We start from the raw sequence: 18,619 nt of genomic DNA, 5'->3' as shown, positions 1-18,619 counted from the left end.
TCTCGCTCACCGACCAGGACGGCCAGAACGCCACAGGCACGCTGTCCGTCAACATCGTCGATGACGTGCCGACATTGGGAACCGTGCAAAGCCAGCAGGCAAGCACCGATACGTCGCAAACGCCGGCCGTTGGAACACTCCACTTCGTCGCCGGCGCCGACGGCGCCGGGGCCACCATGACGATCACTGCCAACACAACAGGCATCACTTCGGCCGGCCACAACCTCATCACGGAGCAGTCCGGCAGCGTGTTGACCGCCTATGCCGACAACAACAACAACGGAAGCCATGATGCAGGCGACACGGCGGTCTTTACCATCACCGTTAATCCGAATGCCGGTACGTCGGGGCAGTACACGTTCGACCTTTTGGCACCTTTGGACGGCACTGTCAGTAATGTCTCCGTTGCATCGAGCGGCGCCTTCGGCTCCGGCCCCAGCAATTCCATCGTGGTGACGGCGGGCGGTCAGAATGTCGTGATGGTGACCGGATGGGCGCCAACGGATGCCGGCGGCTCCTTCACCTCACCACACGAGACGGCATGGCTGGCCGGCGGCATGCCATCGTTGACACAAACAAGCAACGTCAATGGTTCGTCAGCAGGTTGGGGCCTCGGCAACAACAATTTCGACGGAGGCGAGTTCATGCGTTTCGATTTCGGGACGCCGGACGACTATGACGGCCCGGGCGGCTATACGGCTCCGGCCATCACCCTCGCGACTGTTAGCTATGCCAAGTTTTCGTTCGATGCGGTTACCGCCGGCGACAAGATCGAGTTCGTCGCCCACTACACCAACGGAACCACGGCTTCCTTCACTCCGGCGGTCGGTGCGACGTTGCTGACGATCACATCGCCTGCCGGAACGCAGATCGCATGGGTCGACGCCTATGAGTCGTCGGGCAAGACCAAGCTGAACCTGACGGATGTCGGGGTCACGAGCACCACGGTCGACCATACAATTCCGGTCGCGTTGCAACTCACGGATGGCGACGGGGACACAACAACGACGGCGAATTTCACTGTCCACGTGGCGGCCGGACTGATACCTTTTGCCATTGCCGCTCCGGTCGTACTCGACCTCAACCATGATGGAATCCACACCACCGATCTGACGCACTCCACCGTTTCGTTCGACTATAACGGCGATGGCGTCGCTTCGAAAACCGCCTGGGTCGATACGCATGACGGTATCCTGGCGATCGATCTCAATGGCGACGGCAAGGTGAACAACGGTTCGGAGATCGTGTTCACCCAACATGCCGCCGGCGCTGCGACCGACCTTGCCGCGCTCGAGCAGCTCTATGACACAAATCATGATGGCAAGCTGACTGCCGCCGACCACGACTTTGCGCAATTTGGTGTCTGGCAAGATGCCAACGGCAACGGCGTGTCGGATTCGGGCGAGTTCAAATCTCTGGCCGCCTTGGGTATCGTCGAGATCGGCCTCGATAGCAACAATCAGCACTCGGTTTCGGCGGACGGCTCGGTCTTGACCTATGGCGAAGCCACCTTCACGACCGCCGACGGTCAGATAGCCGCGGTCGGCGACATCGGCTTCGGCAACTACGATAACGCTAGCTCCGGAAGCACGGCCGCCATCGCCGGCACTTCGGGAGCCGACACGTTCAAGATCGACAATCTAAACATCAAGGATCTGATCGCCGACTACCATGCCGGTGAAGGGGACAAGATCGACTTGAGCGCGTTGTTCGACAAGGCGCCGGCCGGCAACATGGCCGACTATGTGCATTACGACACCGCGACCAGCACCGTGAGCGTCGATACCAGCGGCTCGGGCAACGCGGCCAACTTCGTGGATGTCGCCGTTCTGCAGAATGCGCCTGCCACCGGCACGATCAACATCCTCTACGACGACACACAACATCAACAGCACACGGCCACGATTTAGCACTTATGCGTGGCCGTACTCTCATGCTACATATTAGCGAAACATAAAACCGCAGTTTGGAGAGGGACTTAAATGAAGCGTTGTGCAAGATTGCTGGCTTCGGCCGCGGCGCTGCTGTTGGCTGGATCGACTGGCTTCGCTGCCGACATCATCGAAGGGCCGGTGGCCGACTATTGCCGGACCGTCGGCACATCGAACCTGGTGCTGACCGACAACATCGTCGATCTCAAGGCCGAGGTGGTGAAGCTGATGGACGAGTCGGTGGCCGTCGCCAACAGCTCGGAATGGATCAATTCGTCCCGTCCTACCTTCGTCTGGGCATCGGAAGCCAAGGTCGCCTGCGGCATGGCCTATGGCTACCTCAAGACGAACTACAAGGACGAGGACACGCTCAACAAGTGCGAATGCTTCCACGACCGCATGGTCGAGTACATGAACTGACCGGAAGGGATCCGGCAGTGCCGGTTGGCTGACCCGATGGTCGGCGGACGATTGACGAGGGCGATCGCCGGAGCGATCGCATTGACCGGTTTTGGCCAGCTTGCCACGCAAGCCTGCGCCAACTGGCTGGAACGACCTAGCCTGGAGAGACCAGCACCGTTCGGCTTGAGGCGGCCGGTTCGCTGCGACGCCGCCTCCGAATGGACGCGCGCGACATTCAAGGCGTTTGCGACATGCCAGGCATCGCTCTACGGCTTGGAACCGGTGCTGGCGCACGCGGTAATGGAGATCGAAAGCGAATTCGATCCCGATGTGCACGGCGCCGATGGTGAGGTCGGGTTGATGCAGGTAATGCCCGCGACGGCCCGAATGCTGGGCTTTCGTGGCTCGCTCGACGAGCTTGGCGCGCCGGCGACCAACATCGCGCTCGGCGTCAGATATCTGGCGCAGGCAAACAGCCTTGCCGCAGGCGATCTCTGCACCACCGTCATGAAGTATCGTGCCGGGCACGGTGAAACCCGGTTCTCCGAACTTTCGGTCCGCTACTGCCGGCGTGCGCGTGCAATCCTGGCGAGAGAAGGTTTTGCGGTGGCCGGGCCATTGCCGGTGGCGACGTTCGGATTCTCCGCATTCCCGACAGCAGGAGACGATGGTGCCCCTGCCCCGGCGAGGCGGATTTGTGTGCGCCGACTGTTCGTGCCGGGCCCGCGATACATGAAATGCGCGGACTATCGAAGCGCCGGGCAAGCCAGAATGATCAAGGCGCTCCGGGCAAGACTTTTCGACGGCTGAGCCATAATCCAGCAATTGCAAAGACGGCGAGGCAAGTCTGCCGTAAGATGAACGGATGAGACCGGGACAAATACCCGGCGGGATATGAGGGAGGCATCATGGATTCTGGCCGGCAGCGACACGGTTTGTGGACGTGGGCGATCGTCTTTGCGTTCGCGGGCATGGTGTCGGGCTGCCAGTCGAAGGGCAGCGTCTCGGACGCGCTCGACCCGGCGGCGATCGCCGCACCTGGAGCGCCGGCCGCCGGCACCGCTGCCAGCCCGGCCCAAGCCACGCGATCGCTCGGCACCGGGTCGACGAAGGTCACGATGCTGCTGCCTTTGTCGGCCCCGGGCAACGCCGGCGAAAACGGCAGGAAGATGCTCGATGCGACCAAGCTGGCGATGGCCGACCTTGGAAACGTCCTGCTCACGGTCACGGTCGAGGACACCATGGGCGACAGCGCGCACGCCAGCAAATTGGCGGTGAAGGCGATCACCACCGGAGCCACGATCGTCATCGGCCCGGTGGAACTTGCCGCGGCTCAGCACATTGCCAAGCTGTCGGGATCGAAGCGGCCGCCGGTGCTGGCGCTGGCCGACAATTTCGCCGGCGGCCCGGGCGTCTATGCGGTGCGCCTCAACGAGGCCGACAGCGCGGCCGCGGGCGCAGCCGGCCTGGCGGCCAAAGGCAGCAAGAAGTTCGTGTTGCTCGTCGCGGCAGGAGCGAATGCCGGCGCGGTTGAAAAGCGGGTCGCCAACAGCCTCAGCATCTATGGCGCGACGCTCGCCGTCACCATTCCGTATCCGGCCGGCGATGGCGGCACCAAAGTGGTCAATGATATGGGCTCGCTGGTCGAGGCTCCCGATGCCATCATCATCGCCAGCGGCGACGACAATCCGGCGCAGATCCTTGCGGCGCTGAAAACGAAAGGCATTCCTGGAAAAGCAATTGCCGTCGTTGGAACCAACCGCTGGCTGGAACATCCGATGGAGCCGCTGTTTGAAGGCTCCTACATCGCCACGCTCGACCCAACCGAAACCGGCCCGATCGCCGACCGCTTCAAGACGACCTACAATTATCCAGCCGACGCCAATGTCGCCTACGCCTATGATATGGTCGCCCTGACAGCAGGAATTGCAAGTTCGGCCGGGCCGGACGGCTTCAGCAAGCAGGTGCTCGAAAATCGGAGCGGATTTCGCGGATCGACCGGCCTGTTCCGGTTTCGGGCGGATGGCTCCAGTGAGCGATCCATGCCCTTCTACCAGGTTCGAAAAGGTGCACTCAAGCTGGTCGCCAAATCGACATCGGGGTATTGAGGGGCAAGGAACCTTGCTTGAGTTGATGGGCTGGCTGAGGCACAATCGCTTGATATTGCTCGGAAGCCTGCTGCTCCTGTCCGGGGTCTTGTTGATCATCCGGGCCGCCGATCTGCTTCCCATCGATCGGCCGATACCAGCGCCGCGTCAATCCATCGACGATAGCCAGCCAATGCGACCAGTTGCGACCGTCGCCAATACGCCATGGCGAGGACGGGCACGCAAGATTGCTCAGGACCTTATCGCGCCGCCACAGCTTGATCCGGCGCAAATCGAACGGGTCGAGCCGCGCCTGCCGCTCAGCGACCTTGGTCTGGCTTCGCCTGCAGGGATGCGGATGCCAAAGGATTGGAAAGAGGTCCTGCTGTACCAACCGGTTGCCACCTCGTCGGCAACCTTCGAATCGATGGGGCGCAAGGTAGCCATCAGCGGGATCCAAGGCATTGACCTGGATGAGACCTGTTCGTTTCGTGGCATCGCCTGGCCTTGCGGCCAGCGTGCGCGCGCGACGTTCAATTCCTGGCTGCGCGGCCGGGCGCTGAAATGCGTCGTGCCGCCGGAAATCGATCGTTTTGCCATTGCGGCACCGTGCAGCTTGAGCAAGCAGGATGTCGGCGCCTGGCTTGTTTCCAATGGCTGGGCGACGGCCCTGGCGAGTGGCATCTATGGCAAGGCGGAGGCAGTGGCCAGAGACGCGCAGATGGGGATATTCGGCCCGCCGCAATAGCCGATAATTCGGTGTCGTTGCTTTTGCCGCCGTAGCCTTGCTTTTGAAGGGCTGATTTCGGGCCGATGGTAGGTGATTGCGCCATTACTAAAATTGTATGTTTCCTCGAAACTGAAAGTGCAGCACCTTGGCCTTATGACAGCCGATCAGGCGGGAGATTGGCTAATGATGACACCAATGGCGAATAGCTCGCCCCGGCAATGGAAAGATATCGCATGGCTGACTGCCCTGGGATCGGCGGGAATTCTGCTCCTCTCGGTTGGCCTAAATTATCTGCTTCTGTTCTCGGAAGCCTTGACGCCGTTCGGCCGCAGCATGGTCACAGCGATCCTGTTGCCGGTCATCGTCGGTGGCCCGCTTTTGCTGTTCATTGGCCTGCAGCGGACCGAGCTCGTCCGTTATCGAAGAGAACTCAACAAGTCGGCGACCTTTGACAGCCTGACAGGCTGCCTCAACCGGACAGTCTTCACGTCGATGGTCGAAAGGAGAGCAACCAGGCCGGAATCGTCTGGTCCAAGATCTGGCGCCTTCCTGGTCATTCATCCCGAACACATCAGGTCCATCAATCTGCGCTTCGGCCTTGGCTGGGGTGACGAAGCCTTGCGGCTCATAGCCTCGACCATCCAGTCATCGGTACGCAAGGAAGATCTGGCGGGCCGGATCGGAACCTCCATGTTCGGGGTCTTTCTGCCCGGCGCGACAGAAGAAGACGCCAGGGAGATCGGCGAGCGTATCCGGGCGCGCGTGGCCCAAGCCTATTTCGCGCCAAAAGGAACCGCGGACACGCTGACCATCAGCGTCGGCGGCGTGGTGTTTGAAAACGAGTTGGAATTCGAGGACATGTTCCGATCGGCGGAATCGCTGTTATCCGGCATGGAGCACCAGCCTGGACTTCAACTGTCGCACCTCCACAACTAGCTGAGACGACTCGTTGCCGGAGGAACACCGCCGCAAATATGTCTTGCCGCGCGGCTGCGACAGCGATCATCTTGCCCTTGTTGCCAAACCGGACGATTGGCCCATGGGGCGGTTTCAACCCGTGGGAGGTCTGGCTCCTGACGGTGCTGATGGCATCGGCCGCGCATCGCTGGCAGTATTGCCGGACCGATCAAGTTCTGGTTGCCGCTGGTTGCAGCAACCTTGATCGCCTTGATGGCCGGCTATGGGACCATGCTCCTGCCGCCGAACTCCTGACAGGCCGAGACACCCGCCGCGCGAGTAGCATCAGGTTCGGCGCTCAGGGTACGAGCTTGCCGGCCGAGCACCCGCCGCGTGAACGTGCTGCTCAGGGAGAACAATAGCGAACGCGCTCATTGCCTCTCCTTCGCTGCGCGTTTTGCCCCAGCCAGGCCACGCGCCTTTCTCGTTCGCCGGACTTTGGGCTTACAATTCCAATCTCGACACAACCAGCTGCACCATCATCACAAAGCCTGCCGCAGAACCGATGAAGCAGTTGCATGATCAACAGCCTCTCATTCTCTACCAGGCATACTATGACGCCTGGCTGGACCAGGGGACCAAAGGACCAGCCTCAAGGACATTCTCAGCCACGACATCGACGGTCAGCTGCAGTTCAACCGCGTTGGACGTGAGGTGAACACGAGCGCCGTCAACAAATTTCCCAACGACCATCCCGGCCTGGTCGGGCGGAGCCGGCGACTTTTTCTGTTCGCCGAAATCGTCAAGCACGCCCCTGCTGGGGCGAAGCTTTCTAAAGCACGCTCCGACCACATATTTTAGGAGGGCGGGATGACAGAGCGTCAGCAAGAGATCGTCGCGAATGCATGGGCACTGGCTACGGGCGCACAACAAATCCTAGAGGCGCTTCTCATCATGCTGAAAAAGTCGGGAACGTCGCGCGACCTTCGATTGCCGGGTAGCCGGGAAGTGGACCATCAGTTAGGGGTCCGTAGCTAGAGCGTGATAAAGCAGCAAACACACTATCATAGAAACGGCGCTGCCTAGCAGCTGGTCTGCCGTCAGGCCGGAAAAATAGACAAGATGAAACGCCACCAACGCTCTACCAATCACGGTTCGGAACACTGCCGAACTAACCGTTAGTCGGCGCTAATGTTCCGGTCGGGACTCGCTACCGCTTTGGAAGCATTCTGCACTCGGGGGAGAGGGCGTGGGCAAAGTCCAGCGTCATCAAGGTGCGGATCAGGCCGACCGCTGGCGCAAGAACGCAAAGGGGCGGTGGATGTGGCGACGGCAATATCTGCCGGCGCTGGTGATGGTTCCCTGACCGGCTCATCCCAGCTGGCTGGCTGAGTGGCACCCGCACGGCCGGCGCGGGGAGCTGCGATATCAAGGGCAACATTTCCACCAGTACCGATGAGCGATTTATCACGTTCCAGGGCATGAGCATTACTGGAAGACGACGATCAGTTTCAGTACAGCGAGCGCTGGCTGTGCAGCGAGGCAGAGGCATGGGCCGCCGGCTGGCGCAAAGCAAGGCGGTAGCGCGGTAGCCACCACCATGTGCAGGCCCGCCAGCCCGTCATCATGGTCCGAACCTGATCGCACCCGCCGACCTTGGTCTCAACGTCGTTGATTGGCACTGCCACGCGGCTTTCCTTCATTCGCATGGTTCGCAGAGATTAGCACGATCGCATACTCTCATCATCCGGCGTCGTCTCCCTCACAAAGCAGCGCCGGTAAGGCTCGGCGCCCTTCTTGTTTGTCCCCGTGTGCCAAAGGAGGTCGCCGGGCCTGCCGTTGCTCATCTTTGCGGGTTGCTCCTGATGGCTCCGCTTGGCGCCGTGGCCCTGCGTCTTCCTTCGGGTAAGGCCGGCGAGGCGCTTGTCAGACGGCCTGGCATGTAGAATTATGGTCCTCGTTGCGGCGACGCCCTCAATGGAGAGCGCCAATGGCCAGAACAAACCTTCCGAACAGCTTTCCCGGGCTGAAATCGAGCGCTTCCTGGCGGCAGCCGAAGCGCTGCACAAGAGCATCGCCGGGCCGCTCCTGGCGTACCACAGGGAGCACTGCCAAGCTCTACCTGAGGCCCATGGACCCCTGTTGAAGTCGATTGAGACGGTCACCGGTCAGAAGGCGCAGTTCATCCGCTGGAACGGGACAGGACCGGCACAGCCCCGGAGAAGCCTCCGGGCTGGTTCTCCTCGCGCAACTCTCGCGCCGCATCACCTCTAAGAGCAGTTCGAAGACGCTTTCGATTTCGCCGTTGATTTGGTCGGCAGGGATGCCAGGCTTCTCGGCCGCTGTCGTCAATTGGTCTGCTAAGTCGCTGGCGGCGATCGGATCGCCCTGCGTCACAATCGCGGCGCGGAGGGGTTTTATTAGCTCCCCCTCATCTTGACGCCGGCGCCGGCTGCTCCAAAGTCTTGGGCATGGCTCGGGGAAGTATCAAAGTTGGCGACGAGGTCGCAGTCACGGCGATTGTGCGCGGCCGGGTGACGCCCGATCGCATAAGCGTGACGATCCCCTCCTACGACTTCCCGCATTCTGTTGTCGATTCGACTTGGAAGGCTGTGATTGGCCAGCATATGGAATTGATCGGCCCTGTCACACGCATCGACGGGGACAAGGTAACCGTCAGCCTCCGGCCATTGGTGACTGTCGACGCCGAGCACGTGCGCCTGGTCGAAAGCAACGTGGCGCTTCCGCGAGCGCGAAAAAGGCCGCTCGTTGACAAAGTTTAACTTGCCTGCCCACCCAAGGAACGGCCAGTGAAACTTTCCCCATCACATCGGCTCTGGTCGCCTCCCGCTAGCTGCCGGCGCGTTGCGATATCGGCGCAGTAGACGGGTCGGCATTTTCCGAACTTTCCGACATCTCGTCGCGATGACGTTGGCGAAGGCGCTTCAGCAGTTCGCGTGAGGCTTGGATCGCCCTGCGCGATTGATCCATGTTCTGGCGAAACGTGGCGCGTTCCTCCATGGACTTCTGCCACTTCAGCAAGGTAGCCGTAGTCGCAGTGGCCGCTTGAGCGATATCTATGGGCGTTGCAACCATCGCATCCTCCCAAAAAAGGCAATGGTAAACGCAATCTTTATAGGCCCGCCGAAACCCTTTCTTCAATCAAAAACGACCGTACAGATTCATACACCAAATGGTATTCGTCGGGGCGCTCGACGGCGGCTTCGTCGACCTCGGCCTCCATCTCGTCGTTGACGGTTTTGGTCTTGCCAAAACCGTCCATCGCCACACCGTCAAGCCCTGCAGCCAGCTGGCACCTCACGCTCCTTGCCATCCTTGCGCGCTTGGGCGCCGTACATCCAAGCGTAGGTGGCGCGTTCCTGATCTTTCTTAGGCATGGCCATTTGCATCATCCTCCCGGAAATCCAGCAGCCTTGCGTGCCCCAGCTTCTCTTCGCCTTTGAGGGTCTTGACCCAGCCAACCAGTCCGGGCTTCAGCCACTCGGCCTTGTCCTTTTTATGCCCCTTCGGGACCGGGCCGCCAACCTTGCCCTGGACGCGATCCCAAAGCGCTTGCCGCTCATCGGCACTGAAGTTGACGAGTGCGCCGCCTTTATAGAGGCCCTTTTCAGCGATGATCACCTGGGTAGCTTTGCCGCGCTCGCGCTGTGCACCGATGATTTGCATTTCCTTTTCCTCAAAGCACTTGATCTTGCGCCAAGCGCTCGTTTGCCGCTGCGATATGGGCTGCCCTTGAGCTTCGAGACCATGTCTTCTAGCCCGTCTCGTCGACCAGGTGGTAGACGGCGTCACCAGTGCGGCATCGCTCCGCTGAATTGAATGCGCCCGCCGGCAGGGATCATTTCGTGCAGGATCTCGCCGCGATCTTCGGTCGGCATCCCGCGCAGGTCATGATGCGTGGAACCCTGCCGGTTGCTGACCGTTCTCCGTCAATGGAAGCCCCGAACCAACAGAGCCAAACGATCCTCGTGGTTGACGGCGACGTCATCGCCCGATGCGTCATCGCGGACTATCTCCGCCACTGTGGCTACAGGGTGATTGAGGCCCATTTCGCACGTGAGGCGCAACAAGCGTTGAACTATGCGGAGTTCGGTGTCGACACCGTCTTGTGTGACGTTGACCTGCCGGGCAACATGAACGGGTTCCAACTGTCGAAGTGGGTTCGCGAGAACAAGCCCGAGGTCAAAATAGTGCTTTCCGCCGCAGTAGAACGAACTGCGATCGCGGCGGGCGACCTTTGTCAGGAAGGCCCGCACCTTGCGAAGCCGTATGAGCCGGCCAACGTAGTGGACCATATCAGGCGACTGCAGCGTGTTTGGAGCTTACGATCCAGGAACCCTGGTGCAAAGCGCAATTGATCTCTGTCCAGACGCCGAGAGGCTCGTCTGCATACCAATGGTGATTTAGCCCTGCGAACTGGACGCCGCTCAAAGGAAGAACGGCGTATAAGCCGCAGTCCTGCGTGCGGCCGCAACAGTGGACGGTTGTCGCGCGCAGGACGGAGGAAATTCGCCCTCCTGCGCGGGCGGTGAACGGGATACCGTAGGAGCGTCAGCATAGCGCCGGCCACAGGTGGGACGCGGCACCGACTGTCCCCGTCCGGTAGTCCGCATGTTTTGGTCGAAGCCGACCGGCTGAGATCGTGCGCATTTTGGTTCTCGACGGTACGGCCGCTGATCGGCGATGATGCGAGGACCGAGTTGCCTGGAAGAAATCGATCTGGTCTTGCACCTTTTTTGCTTCCTCATTCGCGGGGCAGCTTGTGATTTTCCAGCCTGACAGACCCTCCCCTGTCTATAAGAAATTTCCCGACGCATGAGCGCACGTCCAACACAGTGCGGGCTCCAATGCTCACCGGCTGCGCGAGAATGGTAACCACCTACCTTGAGGGGAGCGCCACGTGCGTAGTCAACGATGCAGGCGCTGCCAACCTCGGCATCCCCGGGAATAGCAGGCTTATAAATGAATATATCGTTGATCAACGCTATCGGCGCAGCCGCCGGGAGATGGACAGACCGCGTTCCAGCTAGGGGTATCGATGTTCCAGGCTAAAGGCATTGGCATGCCCGAATTAGAAAAAAGACCTGAATCCCGTAAAGCAGCAACAAAATGCCGAAAGCTATCCAGAAGCCGGGTCGCGTAAGCAATGCCAGATCTTTTCTTAGCTGCTCCATTCACATCAACTAACATGGCCAAGCGTCGTTCCCGTCCGCTGGGGACAAATTTCAACTAAGCTGATCGTCGCATAATGGCCGCGCCACTGCGGATCGAGACACCTCAGCGCCCCGCATGAGCACGCGCAACTCGATCGGAGGCGCAAGGAGAAAGTTCGGAACGGTTCCAAGAACCCCAAGCAAATTGAGCGCCGCAGCGGACGATAAGGTTCACGCATATCCCCGGCGAACATCCGCACAGCATTGGTCAACATCAACGGCAGAAGGGCGTCCGAAAAGAAACGCATCTCTGCGTCACCGCCTCATCGAGAGTCACCGCTGCGGCATCCTGAATACGGTCGGCGATCCGAAGAGCATGCATTGCGCAAGATTTTCCAGATGAACTGATGCCGAGACCGGCCCAAGCGTCCACCCTAGCCTCCAGCCGGTCATTGCATGAGACTTCGACAGGCTGTTCACAATTATCGTCCGCTCTCTCATTCCGGGGATGGATGCTATTGAGAGGAACTCGCCGTTGAATATTGTGCTGCGGTAAACCTCATCGCTGATGATCCATAGATTGTGCCGCTCGGCAATGTCGCAATGGTTTCCAGATCCTCCTTGCCGAACACATATACGCCGGGATTGTTTGGGAGTTCAGCAAGATCGCCCGCCTTCGATCTCATACCGCTGATTGGACAATATTCTCGGATATCTCTGCCGCGCATTTTGCAGCGCTAGTTTGACGGGTCGGGCCACTGCTCCGCCGGCGCGTATTGCCGCTTCGTATGTAGATACCAAGGCTCAAGGCAAAGCACCTCGTCGCCAGCTCCGGCAACGGAAGCTTAGTGTGATTGGGCGGCCAGGCGGCCGGTCCCCAATTCGTTCGAATGATGCGCTTGCCTCGCCAAGGTCGCATGGTGAGTCAGCCGGCAAACCAAAACACTCAACCGCCGGTTAGGCCCGGCCGCCTGATGCGCCCCACAAGAGGCTGTGCCGGGCCGTTCGTCGGGGCTTCTGCACCTGAGCGTTAATGTGCCCAGGCAACACACCATCGACGCCAAGACGATGGCAAGAAGGGGAGTCGCGCAGTCCTCAAGAATAAGTCAGCAGGCACCTAGACCGATGTAGGGCCTTCCAATCGCAGCTCTCGGCTCCTCGCGGCGCCGGCGCCCTGGCATCGTTTGATTGAACGAAGACGCTGAGTTGAGCTCTCGATACAAAAGCATCTCAGTCCTCGTGCCTCAATGGTTCCGGGCATGCGGCTGCAGGGGATGAAGTCATGAAGTTCAGGGATTTGATCAGACGCGCCGAGGACAATGTGGAGAGGTCGTTCGACGATCTCGAAGCTGACTTGGCTAACGCTGTCGACCAGTGCCTCGATTTGGAGGATGTCGCCGACGTGCCAAACATGGCAGGCGACAACAACGAACAGGATGACAGCGTACGGAGTGAGGGCGGTGCCGGCGACGACGATGATAGCTCGCCGATACCAGCGCATCGGCTGACCTCACACACGCAGAGCCGAATTGCTGCCGTGAGCTCGTTTAACGGCTTGTTCCACGATGCCAAGCTCCATTTCGAGGACATCAACGCAAAAATCTCCGAAATTACAGGCACATGTCAACTGACGTTCGAGTTTTTTCACATCCTTCACGCGGACATTCTCCGTGCGAACGAACTGGAGCTGGCGAATCAAAATCTGATCGCAGATCAAAGGAACTTGTCGGAAACACTCAATGACCTGAACAGACGGTACTGTGAGCGTCAAGGCACCGTCGAGACATTGCAGCAGCGCCAGGCAAGCCTTGTTCAGGAGTGTGAAGTGCTCCGTGGCGCGTTGGCCGCGGCAAGGCTGGAGCTGGTCGAAGCGGCGAACACCACCACAAAGAACGAAGCGGAATTTGGCGACCTCACGAACATGCTTGCCGCCGCAAATGTCGAGGCCGACAGGCGCTCCCGAGAGAACAAACAGCTGCGTGAAAAGAATGTGAGCCTGTCTATTGACCTGGAAAAGGCCATGAAGCGGGAGGAAGAGGCACGGCATAGGCTGGATGCCTTCTCCACGATCCATGCCAACGAAGCTGCGCGAAATTCCGAAATGCTGAGTGCGCTCGGCAAGAGCGAAAAAGAGGCAATCAAATTGCACACCTCACTCGAGGTTGCGCAGGCGAAGCTATGGGAGGTGACCGAAGCAGCCAGGATTATGCAGGCGGACATGGATGGCGAGCTTAAACGCTGCCAGGCTGAGAACCGAGGATTGCGCTCAGAAATTCAAAGTCTCCAATCGCGCCTCGAACTCGCCTCAAACGCAAACAACGAGGCCGCGGCCGAGATCGCCAGGCTCCAGCTACAATGGAGCGACGCCCTGGCCGAAAAACAGGTGACCGACGAAAGGTTGGCCGCACTCACCGAGGAGGCCGAAACCAACAAGGTGAACCTTTCCAAGATCGCCGCAGATTTTGCACAGCTGTCCATGCAGCAGGCGTCCGATCAGATTGAACTCGATGTGAGACGGCAGGAATGCGAGGACTTGCGGGTCGAGATTGCCTCGGTCAATGCTCGGGTCAGGGAATTGCTGCCCTACAAGAGGTCGCATGGAAGCGCGAACGCCTTGCCGCATACATCTGACGTGGCAAATGTAGCGGTGACTGCAGACCGAACGGTGCATGCCGCACGCCGTGTCCGCCGCAGGGCCCTCGCCGCGTCGTAGGAGCAAAGAACCTCTCCTCGTGAGGCAATTGCCCATGTCGATGATCGTGGAACGGTATGCGCTGTTTGTTGCGCAAAAGATGACAGGACACTAACGCTGTTGTCGGGGCAGGACTTGGTGAGGCGGCCAGGAAAATCCTGTTGGGGCATCCTTGTAGCCGGGACAATGTCCCAGACGAGCCTCGCGCGTCGGCCGCAGGCGTCACCCCTGTGGCATCACGTCGCCTACCCTAATATGTCAGCAAGCACGCCTGCCGTGTTCCCGCGGTCGACCGCTCACAGCCGCCATGTCATTCCCGGAAAGCCCTCGACATCTGGTCGGTAAGCGGCTTCAGCAGATAAGACCAGACGCTGTGTTCGTCCGTACTTATGTGAACCTCCGCTGGCATACCGGGTTTGAGCACTTTGGCATCGGTCAGACAGGTGGACTTGTCTTCGACATTGATGCGCGCCGAGAAATAAGAAAGCTGGCGCTGTTGATCTTTTATCAGGTCCGCCGAGATGCGCTTGACAGACCCTTGGCAGGCAGGCGTAGTGCCGGCGTCGAAAGCCGGAAACCGGATCGAGACCCGCTGACCTGGACGAACGTCATCTATGCGCGACGGCGCAATCAGCGCGTCGACGACAAGGTTGCCGGTGTCAGGGACAATCATCATGAGAACCTCGCCCGCGGCAATCACGCCGCCGATCGTGTGAATGGAAGATTCCTGTACGGTTCCCGATTGCGGCGCGCGGATGGTGGTTTTGGCCAGTTCGTCCTGTGCCACAACCTTGCGCTCGCTGAGTTCGGTTTGCTTGGCTTCCGTTTCACGAAGTTCGCTCGTTACGTCACTACGCCTTTGTTCATCGAGCTGAAGAATCTGCAATTCGGTCTCGCTGATCCGGGCCTGCGCCTCGGCAACTGCCGCCGCGAGGCGCCCTGATTCTCCGTGCGCCCGGGTGGCATCCAGTCTGATGTTGCTAAGTCGCTCTTTGGACACCAGTTTCTTTGTAAAAAGCGCCTGTACATCGACAAGATCGCCATCCAGCAGGACCACGGATTGTTCTTCCGCGGTCTGTTGCGCCTTGAGGCCCTCAACTTGGCGTTCGAGTTGCTTTGAGCGGCTTTGCAATTGTGCCTTCTGCCCGTTGAGGGCCGTAGCGCGGCTGTCGAACAGCGTGCGCTCGCCGTTCACCAGCGCAGCCAGCTCCGGCTCGCCCATTCGCGCTTGAAGGCTGAACGGAAGCTGCATCTCCGACAGGCCTTGCCGCTCTGCCTCCAGCCGCACAAGCCGAACCGTTGCCCGATCAAGATCCTTGCTAATTATCTGCAGATTGGCTCGTGTCAGTGTGTCGTCCAACCGTGCCATCACATCGCCGGCCCGTACATGATCCCCGTCTTGCGCGAAGATGCCACCTATCGTGCCGCCCGTCAGATGCTGCACCTTCTTTATGTTGCTCTCGACCACCACGGTCGCCGGCGCAATTACCGCGCCAGCAATCTTGGTCAGACCGAGCCAGAGCCCGCCGCCGGCAAGCAACATAACCGTGACCGCCGCACCCAGGATCAGGTTGGCCCCGATTCCATCGCGCGTGCCCGAAATCGCGTTGCGCCGGCTCCCATTGCCGATCGGGGCCGATGGAGCCATCGTCGCCTCAGACAAAAAAATATTCCTCATGCGTGACCGCTCACCCCTTTGTGCATCGCGACGGCCGCTGCCGGGCGTTCAACCGGCGCAGCAAAGGGGCGGATGACGTTGGCCAGGACCTCCTCGCGTGAGCCGAAGGCGTGAAGCATCCCATTGGACATTACGAGTACCCTGTCGATGTTGGTAAGGGCAGAAGGACGGTGCGCAACTACGATGACGATGCCTCCACGTCTGCGCACTGCCAGGATCGCGCCGGCCAAGGCGGTATCGCCATCGACGTCCAGATTTGAATTCGGCTCGTCCAGAACGACAAGAAACGGATCGCCGTAAAGTGCCCTTGCAAGCCCTACGAGTTGCCGCTGTCCAGCCGACAAGGCTGTTCCTCCCTCGCCCATGCGTGTTTGAAAACCGTTCGGCAATCGCATTATCATTTTGTCGACGCCCGCTGCCTTGGCAGCTGCCAGCACGCCCTTGGCGTCGCCCTTCCCGCCAAATCGCGAAATGTTATCGGCAACCGTTCCATCAAACAGTTCGACGTCCTGGGGCAGGTAGCCAATATGTGCTCCAAGGTGTTCTTGGTCCCATTGGTCAAGCGAGGCGTCGTCCAGCCTCACCGTGCCGCGAAGTGGCTGCCAGACGCCCACCAGCGCGCGCACAAGCGTGCTTTTGCCAGAGCCGCTCGGGCCGACAACGGCCATTCCCGTCCCTGCAGCCAGGCGGAAGTTGACATTGGCTACCGTCGGTTTTTGCTGGCCCGGTGGCGCTATGGTCAGGTCCTCGACCGCAAGCTCCGCTTGGGGGCGCGGAAGTTCCATATGTTCGTCCCGGTCAGGAAAAGCGGCCAGCGCCGTTGCCAGTTGCGAATAGCTTTGCCGGAACGCGGCGAAGCCTCGCCAGTTCGCGATAGCGGCGTCAACAGGAGCCAATGAGCGGCCCAGCAAGATGGAGGATGCGATGATCACACCTGGCGAGGCTTCGCCTCCTATCACCAGGTAGGCACCCAGTCCAAGAACGCAGGACTGCAAGGCCAAACGCAGTGCCCTAGAGAGTGCCCCGGTGGCGCCGACGACGTCGGAAAGCCTCTCTTGGTGCCGCAGATATGCGTTATTGATCTCGCCCCAGCGGTGGGCAAGCCGTGCGGAAAGGCCCATCGCGCGTACGACTTCCGCGTTGCGGCGTCCGGATTCGGCGAGATTGCGTTGCGACACCAGCGTCTCGGACGCGCGTGTCACCGATGTGCGGCCAAGAACTTCCGCCATGACCGTGAGCAGCACGACAATGATCGCACCGCTTGTGGACAACAGACCGAGCGCAGGATGCAGGAAATAGATGATCAGCAGGTAAAATGGAATCCACGGAGCGTCGAATATAACAGTCGGCCCCATTCCGGAAAGGAAGCCGCGTAACTGATCGAGATCACGGAGGGGCTGTATCCGGTTCGCATCCTGCCCGCCAATGAGCGGCAAGGACAGCGAGAGGCCGAACACCCTCTGCTTCAAATTCCTATGGACACGATTGCCCACTCGAACCAGCAGGCGCAGCCGCACGAAATCCAGCAGCCCGTAGACAGCGTAAAGACCCAGCATTCCGATGGTGAACCCGACAAGCGTCGGAACGCTCTGCGAAGGTAAAACGCGATCGTAAATTTGCAGCATATAGACCGAGCCGGTCAGGGCGAGAAGGTTTATGACTGCCGAGAAGATGCCGACGCCTACCAGGCCAGGCACGGTCCCAAGCATTGCGCCTCGCAGATCCGACGAACTCCTTCCACCAGGGTTCATAGGCTTCGACCTCCCGTGAGAGATCGTTGCGCAAGCTCACTGGCCCCACTGGGCACCGACAATCTCTTGCTGTTCAGGAGCGTATCCCCTTAGCCTTCTAATATTACGCCCCACTAACATGCTTGGACTTTAGTCAAAATGTAGCAAAATCGTGGCGCTGCCCTCAGAAACCCGGAACCCACATGTCAAATCGGGGGAAAACTGCCGTTCCATGGTATTTGGGCGGGGCTTCATGCCGGGCGGAGCGGCCCAAGAAAACCACCCCCTGCCCTTTTTCGGGACATTTTCGCGCTTTAGCGCTTCCTCGCAACAACCAGGAAGTGTTGCGCCAGCTGGCCAGGAACGCAAAGCCTTCTGCAGGCCTTCTCGACAGGCTGCATCATCATTTCACAGAACCCTGGCAACAGGTTTCCCGGCCGAGGCAGGTAACCGTACGGTATCGTCTGCTCGACGGTGAATCCCGAGGCAGTCAGGAGGGCCTTGAACCTCGCCGCGCTCAGCGTGTGGCGAATTGTCCGTCCAGACACTCGATTGAGCAGCCGGCACGCCAGGCCGACGGGCGACGTCGCATTCATGTGAACGTTGCACACAAGCCGCCCGCCATCTTTCAGGTGCTCATTGATCGCTTTCAGTGCATGCCATTTCAGTTCATCCTCTGCGTTCAGGAAAAAACGAAATGCGGTTACCACATCGAACGTCATACCCAACTTCTCCCTTGTCACGTCGACGTGACGCAAACTCACATTGGGCGGTACTTGAGCGCTGTCGAGCATAGTTCTGGAAACGTCGGCGCCAACCACCTCGCTGAAGAGGCCGGCGGCTACCTCGGCGATGCGACCTGTTCCGCATGCGAAATCGAGGCAGTTTCGGCTCGCTCCGCTCAAGGGGCGAAGAACGTTGAGGATCAGGGGCTTTTCGATGTTCTCCCAAAGCGCGCCATAATAGCCGGAACTGTGCGTTTTGTTGTAATGTAGGCCGTAGCCGGGCGCGCAATGGCTGGTCCTATAGCCGTCCGACACCCAGCCGCCCTGCGCATTGCTCTCCTTGCTGGACGTAAATTCCTGCCAATTTCCGGACTCACCGGCGCGCGACCTGGACCGCACGATTCGCGCTGACGGCATATGGGAAGCATAACTTGCAGACTGCGTCATCTGATCCGCGTTCGTTGAGGGTGTCAGGGTCGCTCCCTGGTTGAAAATGCGCCTCACCTTGGATCTCCGTTCAGTTGGGTTCGCCCCCCCGATAGAACAGTAAGCTCCGCACGGACTGCGGCTGAC

General features: G+C 59.8%; 17 protein-coding genes and 1 pseudogene. 10 read left to right on the top strand and 8 right to left on the bottom strand.

Annotation, left to right across the window (positions count from 1 at the left end; translation table 11 throughout):
* The 8 genes and pseudogenes from NKI61_RS16180 to NKI61_RS32910 form a co-directional block, all read left to right on the top strand.
* On the top strand, nt 1-1,910 hold a 1,910-nt coding region (locus tag NKI61_RS16180), incomplete at its 5' end, for an SPM autocatalytic domain-containing protein (protein ID WP_352840048.1).
* Nucleotides 1,911-1,982: 72 nt separating this feature from the next.
* Nucleotides 1,983-2,351, top strand: coding sequence for a hypothetical protein (locus NKI61_RS16175; RefSeq protein ID WP_023681064.1), 369 nt, complete (start codon nt 1,983-1,985; stop codon nt 2,349-2,351).
* An 81-nt stretch (nt 2,352-2,432) separates the two neighbouring features.
* Nucleotides 2,433-3,143 carry a lytic transglycosylase domain-containing protein gene (locus NKI61_RS16170; protein ID WP_352840047.1) on the top strand — a complete coding sequence of 237 codons (711 nt, stop codon included), beginning with the start codon at nt 2,433-2,435 and terminating at the stop codon, nt 3,141-3,143.
* A 98-nt stretch (nt 3,144-3,241) separates the two neighbouring features.
* Nucleotides 3,242-4,441, top strand: coding sequence for an ABC transporter substrate-binding protein (locus NKI61_RS16165; protein ID WP_352840046.1), 1,200 nt, complete (start codon nt 3,242-3,244; stop codon nt 4,439-4,441).
* A 13-nt stretch (nt 4,442-4,454) separates the two neighbouring features.
* Entirely contained in the window at nt 4,455-5,168 is a 714-nt protein-coding gene (locus NKI61_RS16160) for a thermonuclease family protein (protein ID WP_352840045.1), read from the top strand.
* 165 nt (nt 5,169-5,333) lie between these two features.
* Complete coding sequence (locus NKI61_RS16155) at nt 5,334-6,086, top strand: GGDEF domain-containing protein (protein ID WP_352840044.1); 753 nt, start codon at nt 5,334-5,336, stop codon at nt 6,084-6,086.
* 418 nt (nt 6,087-6,504) lie between these two features.
* Entirely contained in the window at nt 6,505-6,765 is a 261-nt protein-coding gene (locus NKI61_RS16150) for an SOS response-associated peptidase family protein (RefSeq protein ID WP_352840043.1), read from the top strand.
* Nucleotides 6,766-7,456: 691 nt separating this feature from the next.
* Nucleotides 7,457-7,631, top strand: a pseudogene (locus tag NKI61_RS32910) (sunset domain-containing protein); the annotation flags it as partial.
* Here NKI61_RS32910 and NKI61_RS16145 read toward each other — a convergent pair.
* From NKI61_RS16145 to NKI61_RS16130, 4 genes are all read right to left on the bottom strand, one after another.
* Nucleotides 7,559-7,750 (bottom strand): hypothetical protein, encoded by a 192-nt coding sequence (locus tag NKI61_RS16145; protein WP_023670919.1) that lies wholly within the window; start codon nt 7,748-7,750, stop codon nt 7,559-7,561. The pseudogene NKI61_RS32910 and the gene NKI61_RS16145 sit on opposite strands and share 73 nt — an antisense overlap.
* Nucleotides 7,751-8,897: 1,147 nt before the next feature.
* On the bottom strand, nt 8,898-9,143 hold the full coding sequence (locus NKI61_RS16140; protein ID WP_023714697.1) for a hypothetical protein: 246 nt from the start codon (nt 9,141-9,143) through the stop codon (nt 8,898-8,900).
* Nucleotides 9,144-9,180: 37 nt separating this feature from the next.
* A complete protein-coding gene (locus NKI61_RS16135) occupies nt 9,181-9,330 on the bottom strand; it encodes a hypothetical protein (RefSeq protein ID WP_023815062.1) in 150 nt (49 codons plus the stop codon).
* Between the two features lie 107 nt (nt 9,331-9,437).
* On the bottom strand, nt 9,438-9,734 hold the full coding sequence (locus tag NKI61_RS16130; protein ID WP_023701099.1) for an ATP-dependent DNA ligase: 297 nt from the start codon (nt 9,732-9,734) through the stop codon (nt 9,438-9,440).
* Between the two features lie 179 nt (nt 9,735-9,913).
* Between NKI61_RS16130 and NKI61_RS16125 the strand changes: the two genes are divergently transcribed.
* Entirely contained in the window at nt 9,914-10,426 is a 513-nt protein-coding gene (locus NKI61_RS16125) for a response regulator (RefSeq protein WP_023753040.1), read from the top strand.
* A gap of 1,128 nt (nt 10,427-11,554) precedes the next feature.
* On the opposite strand, the gene NKI61_RS16120 is transcribed toward NKI61_RS16125, so the two are convergent.
* A complete protein-coding gene (locus tag NKI61_RS16120) occupies nt 11,555-11,818 on the bottom strand; it encodes an aminotransferase class I/II-fold pyridoxal phosphate-dependent enzyme (protein WP_352667421.1) in 264 nt (87 codons plus the stop codon).
* 685 nt (nt 11,819-12,503) lie between these two features.
* Here NKI61_RS16120 and NKI61_RS16115 point away from each other — a divergent pair.
* Complete coding sequence (locus NKI61_RS16115) at nt 12,504-13,934, top strand: coiled-coil domain-containing protein (RefSeq protein ID WP_023744441.1); 1,431 nt, start codon at nt 12,504-12,506, stop codon at nt 13,932-13,934.
* Between the two features lie 289 nt (nt 13,935-14,223).
* Here the strand turns inward: NKI61_RS16115 and NKI61_RS16110 are convergent, their stop codons facing one another.
* The 3 genes from NKI61_RS16110 to NKI61_RS16100 form a co-directional block, all read right to left on the bottom strand.
* Nucleotides 14,224-15,561: an HlyD family type I secretion periplasmic adaptor subunit gene (locus NKI61_RS16110; RefSeq protein WP_023701101.1), complete on the bottom strand. Its 1,338-nt coding sequence runs from the start codon at nt 15,559-15,561 to the stop codon at nt 14,224-14,226.
* 26 nt (nt 15,562-15,587) lie between these two features.
* Entirely contained in the window at nt 15,588-17,300 is a 1,713-nt protein-coding gene (locus NKI61_RS16105) for a type I secretion system permease/ATPase (RefSeq protein ID WP_023737037.1), read from the bottom strand.
* Between the two features lie 335 nt (nt 17,301-17,635).
* The gene (locus NKI61_RS16100) at nt 17,636-18,550 is read right to left on the bottom strand and encodes a class I SAM-dependent methyltransferase (RefSeq protein ID WP_023805942.1); all 915 of its coding nucleotides are present in this window, start codon (nt 18,548-18,550) and stop codon (nt 17,636-17,638) included.
* Nucleotides 18,551-18,619: the final 69 nt, after the last annotated feature.

The organism is Mesorhizobium sp. M0514 (assembly GCF_040321145.1).
Taxonomy (GTDB): domain Bacteria; phylum Pseudomonadota; class Alphaproteobacteria; order Rhizobiales; family Rhizobiaceae; genus Mesorhizobium.
Note: the sequence above shows the minus strand (reverse complement) of the source record. Positions and strands in the feature narration are given on the sequence as shown.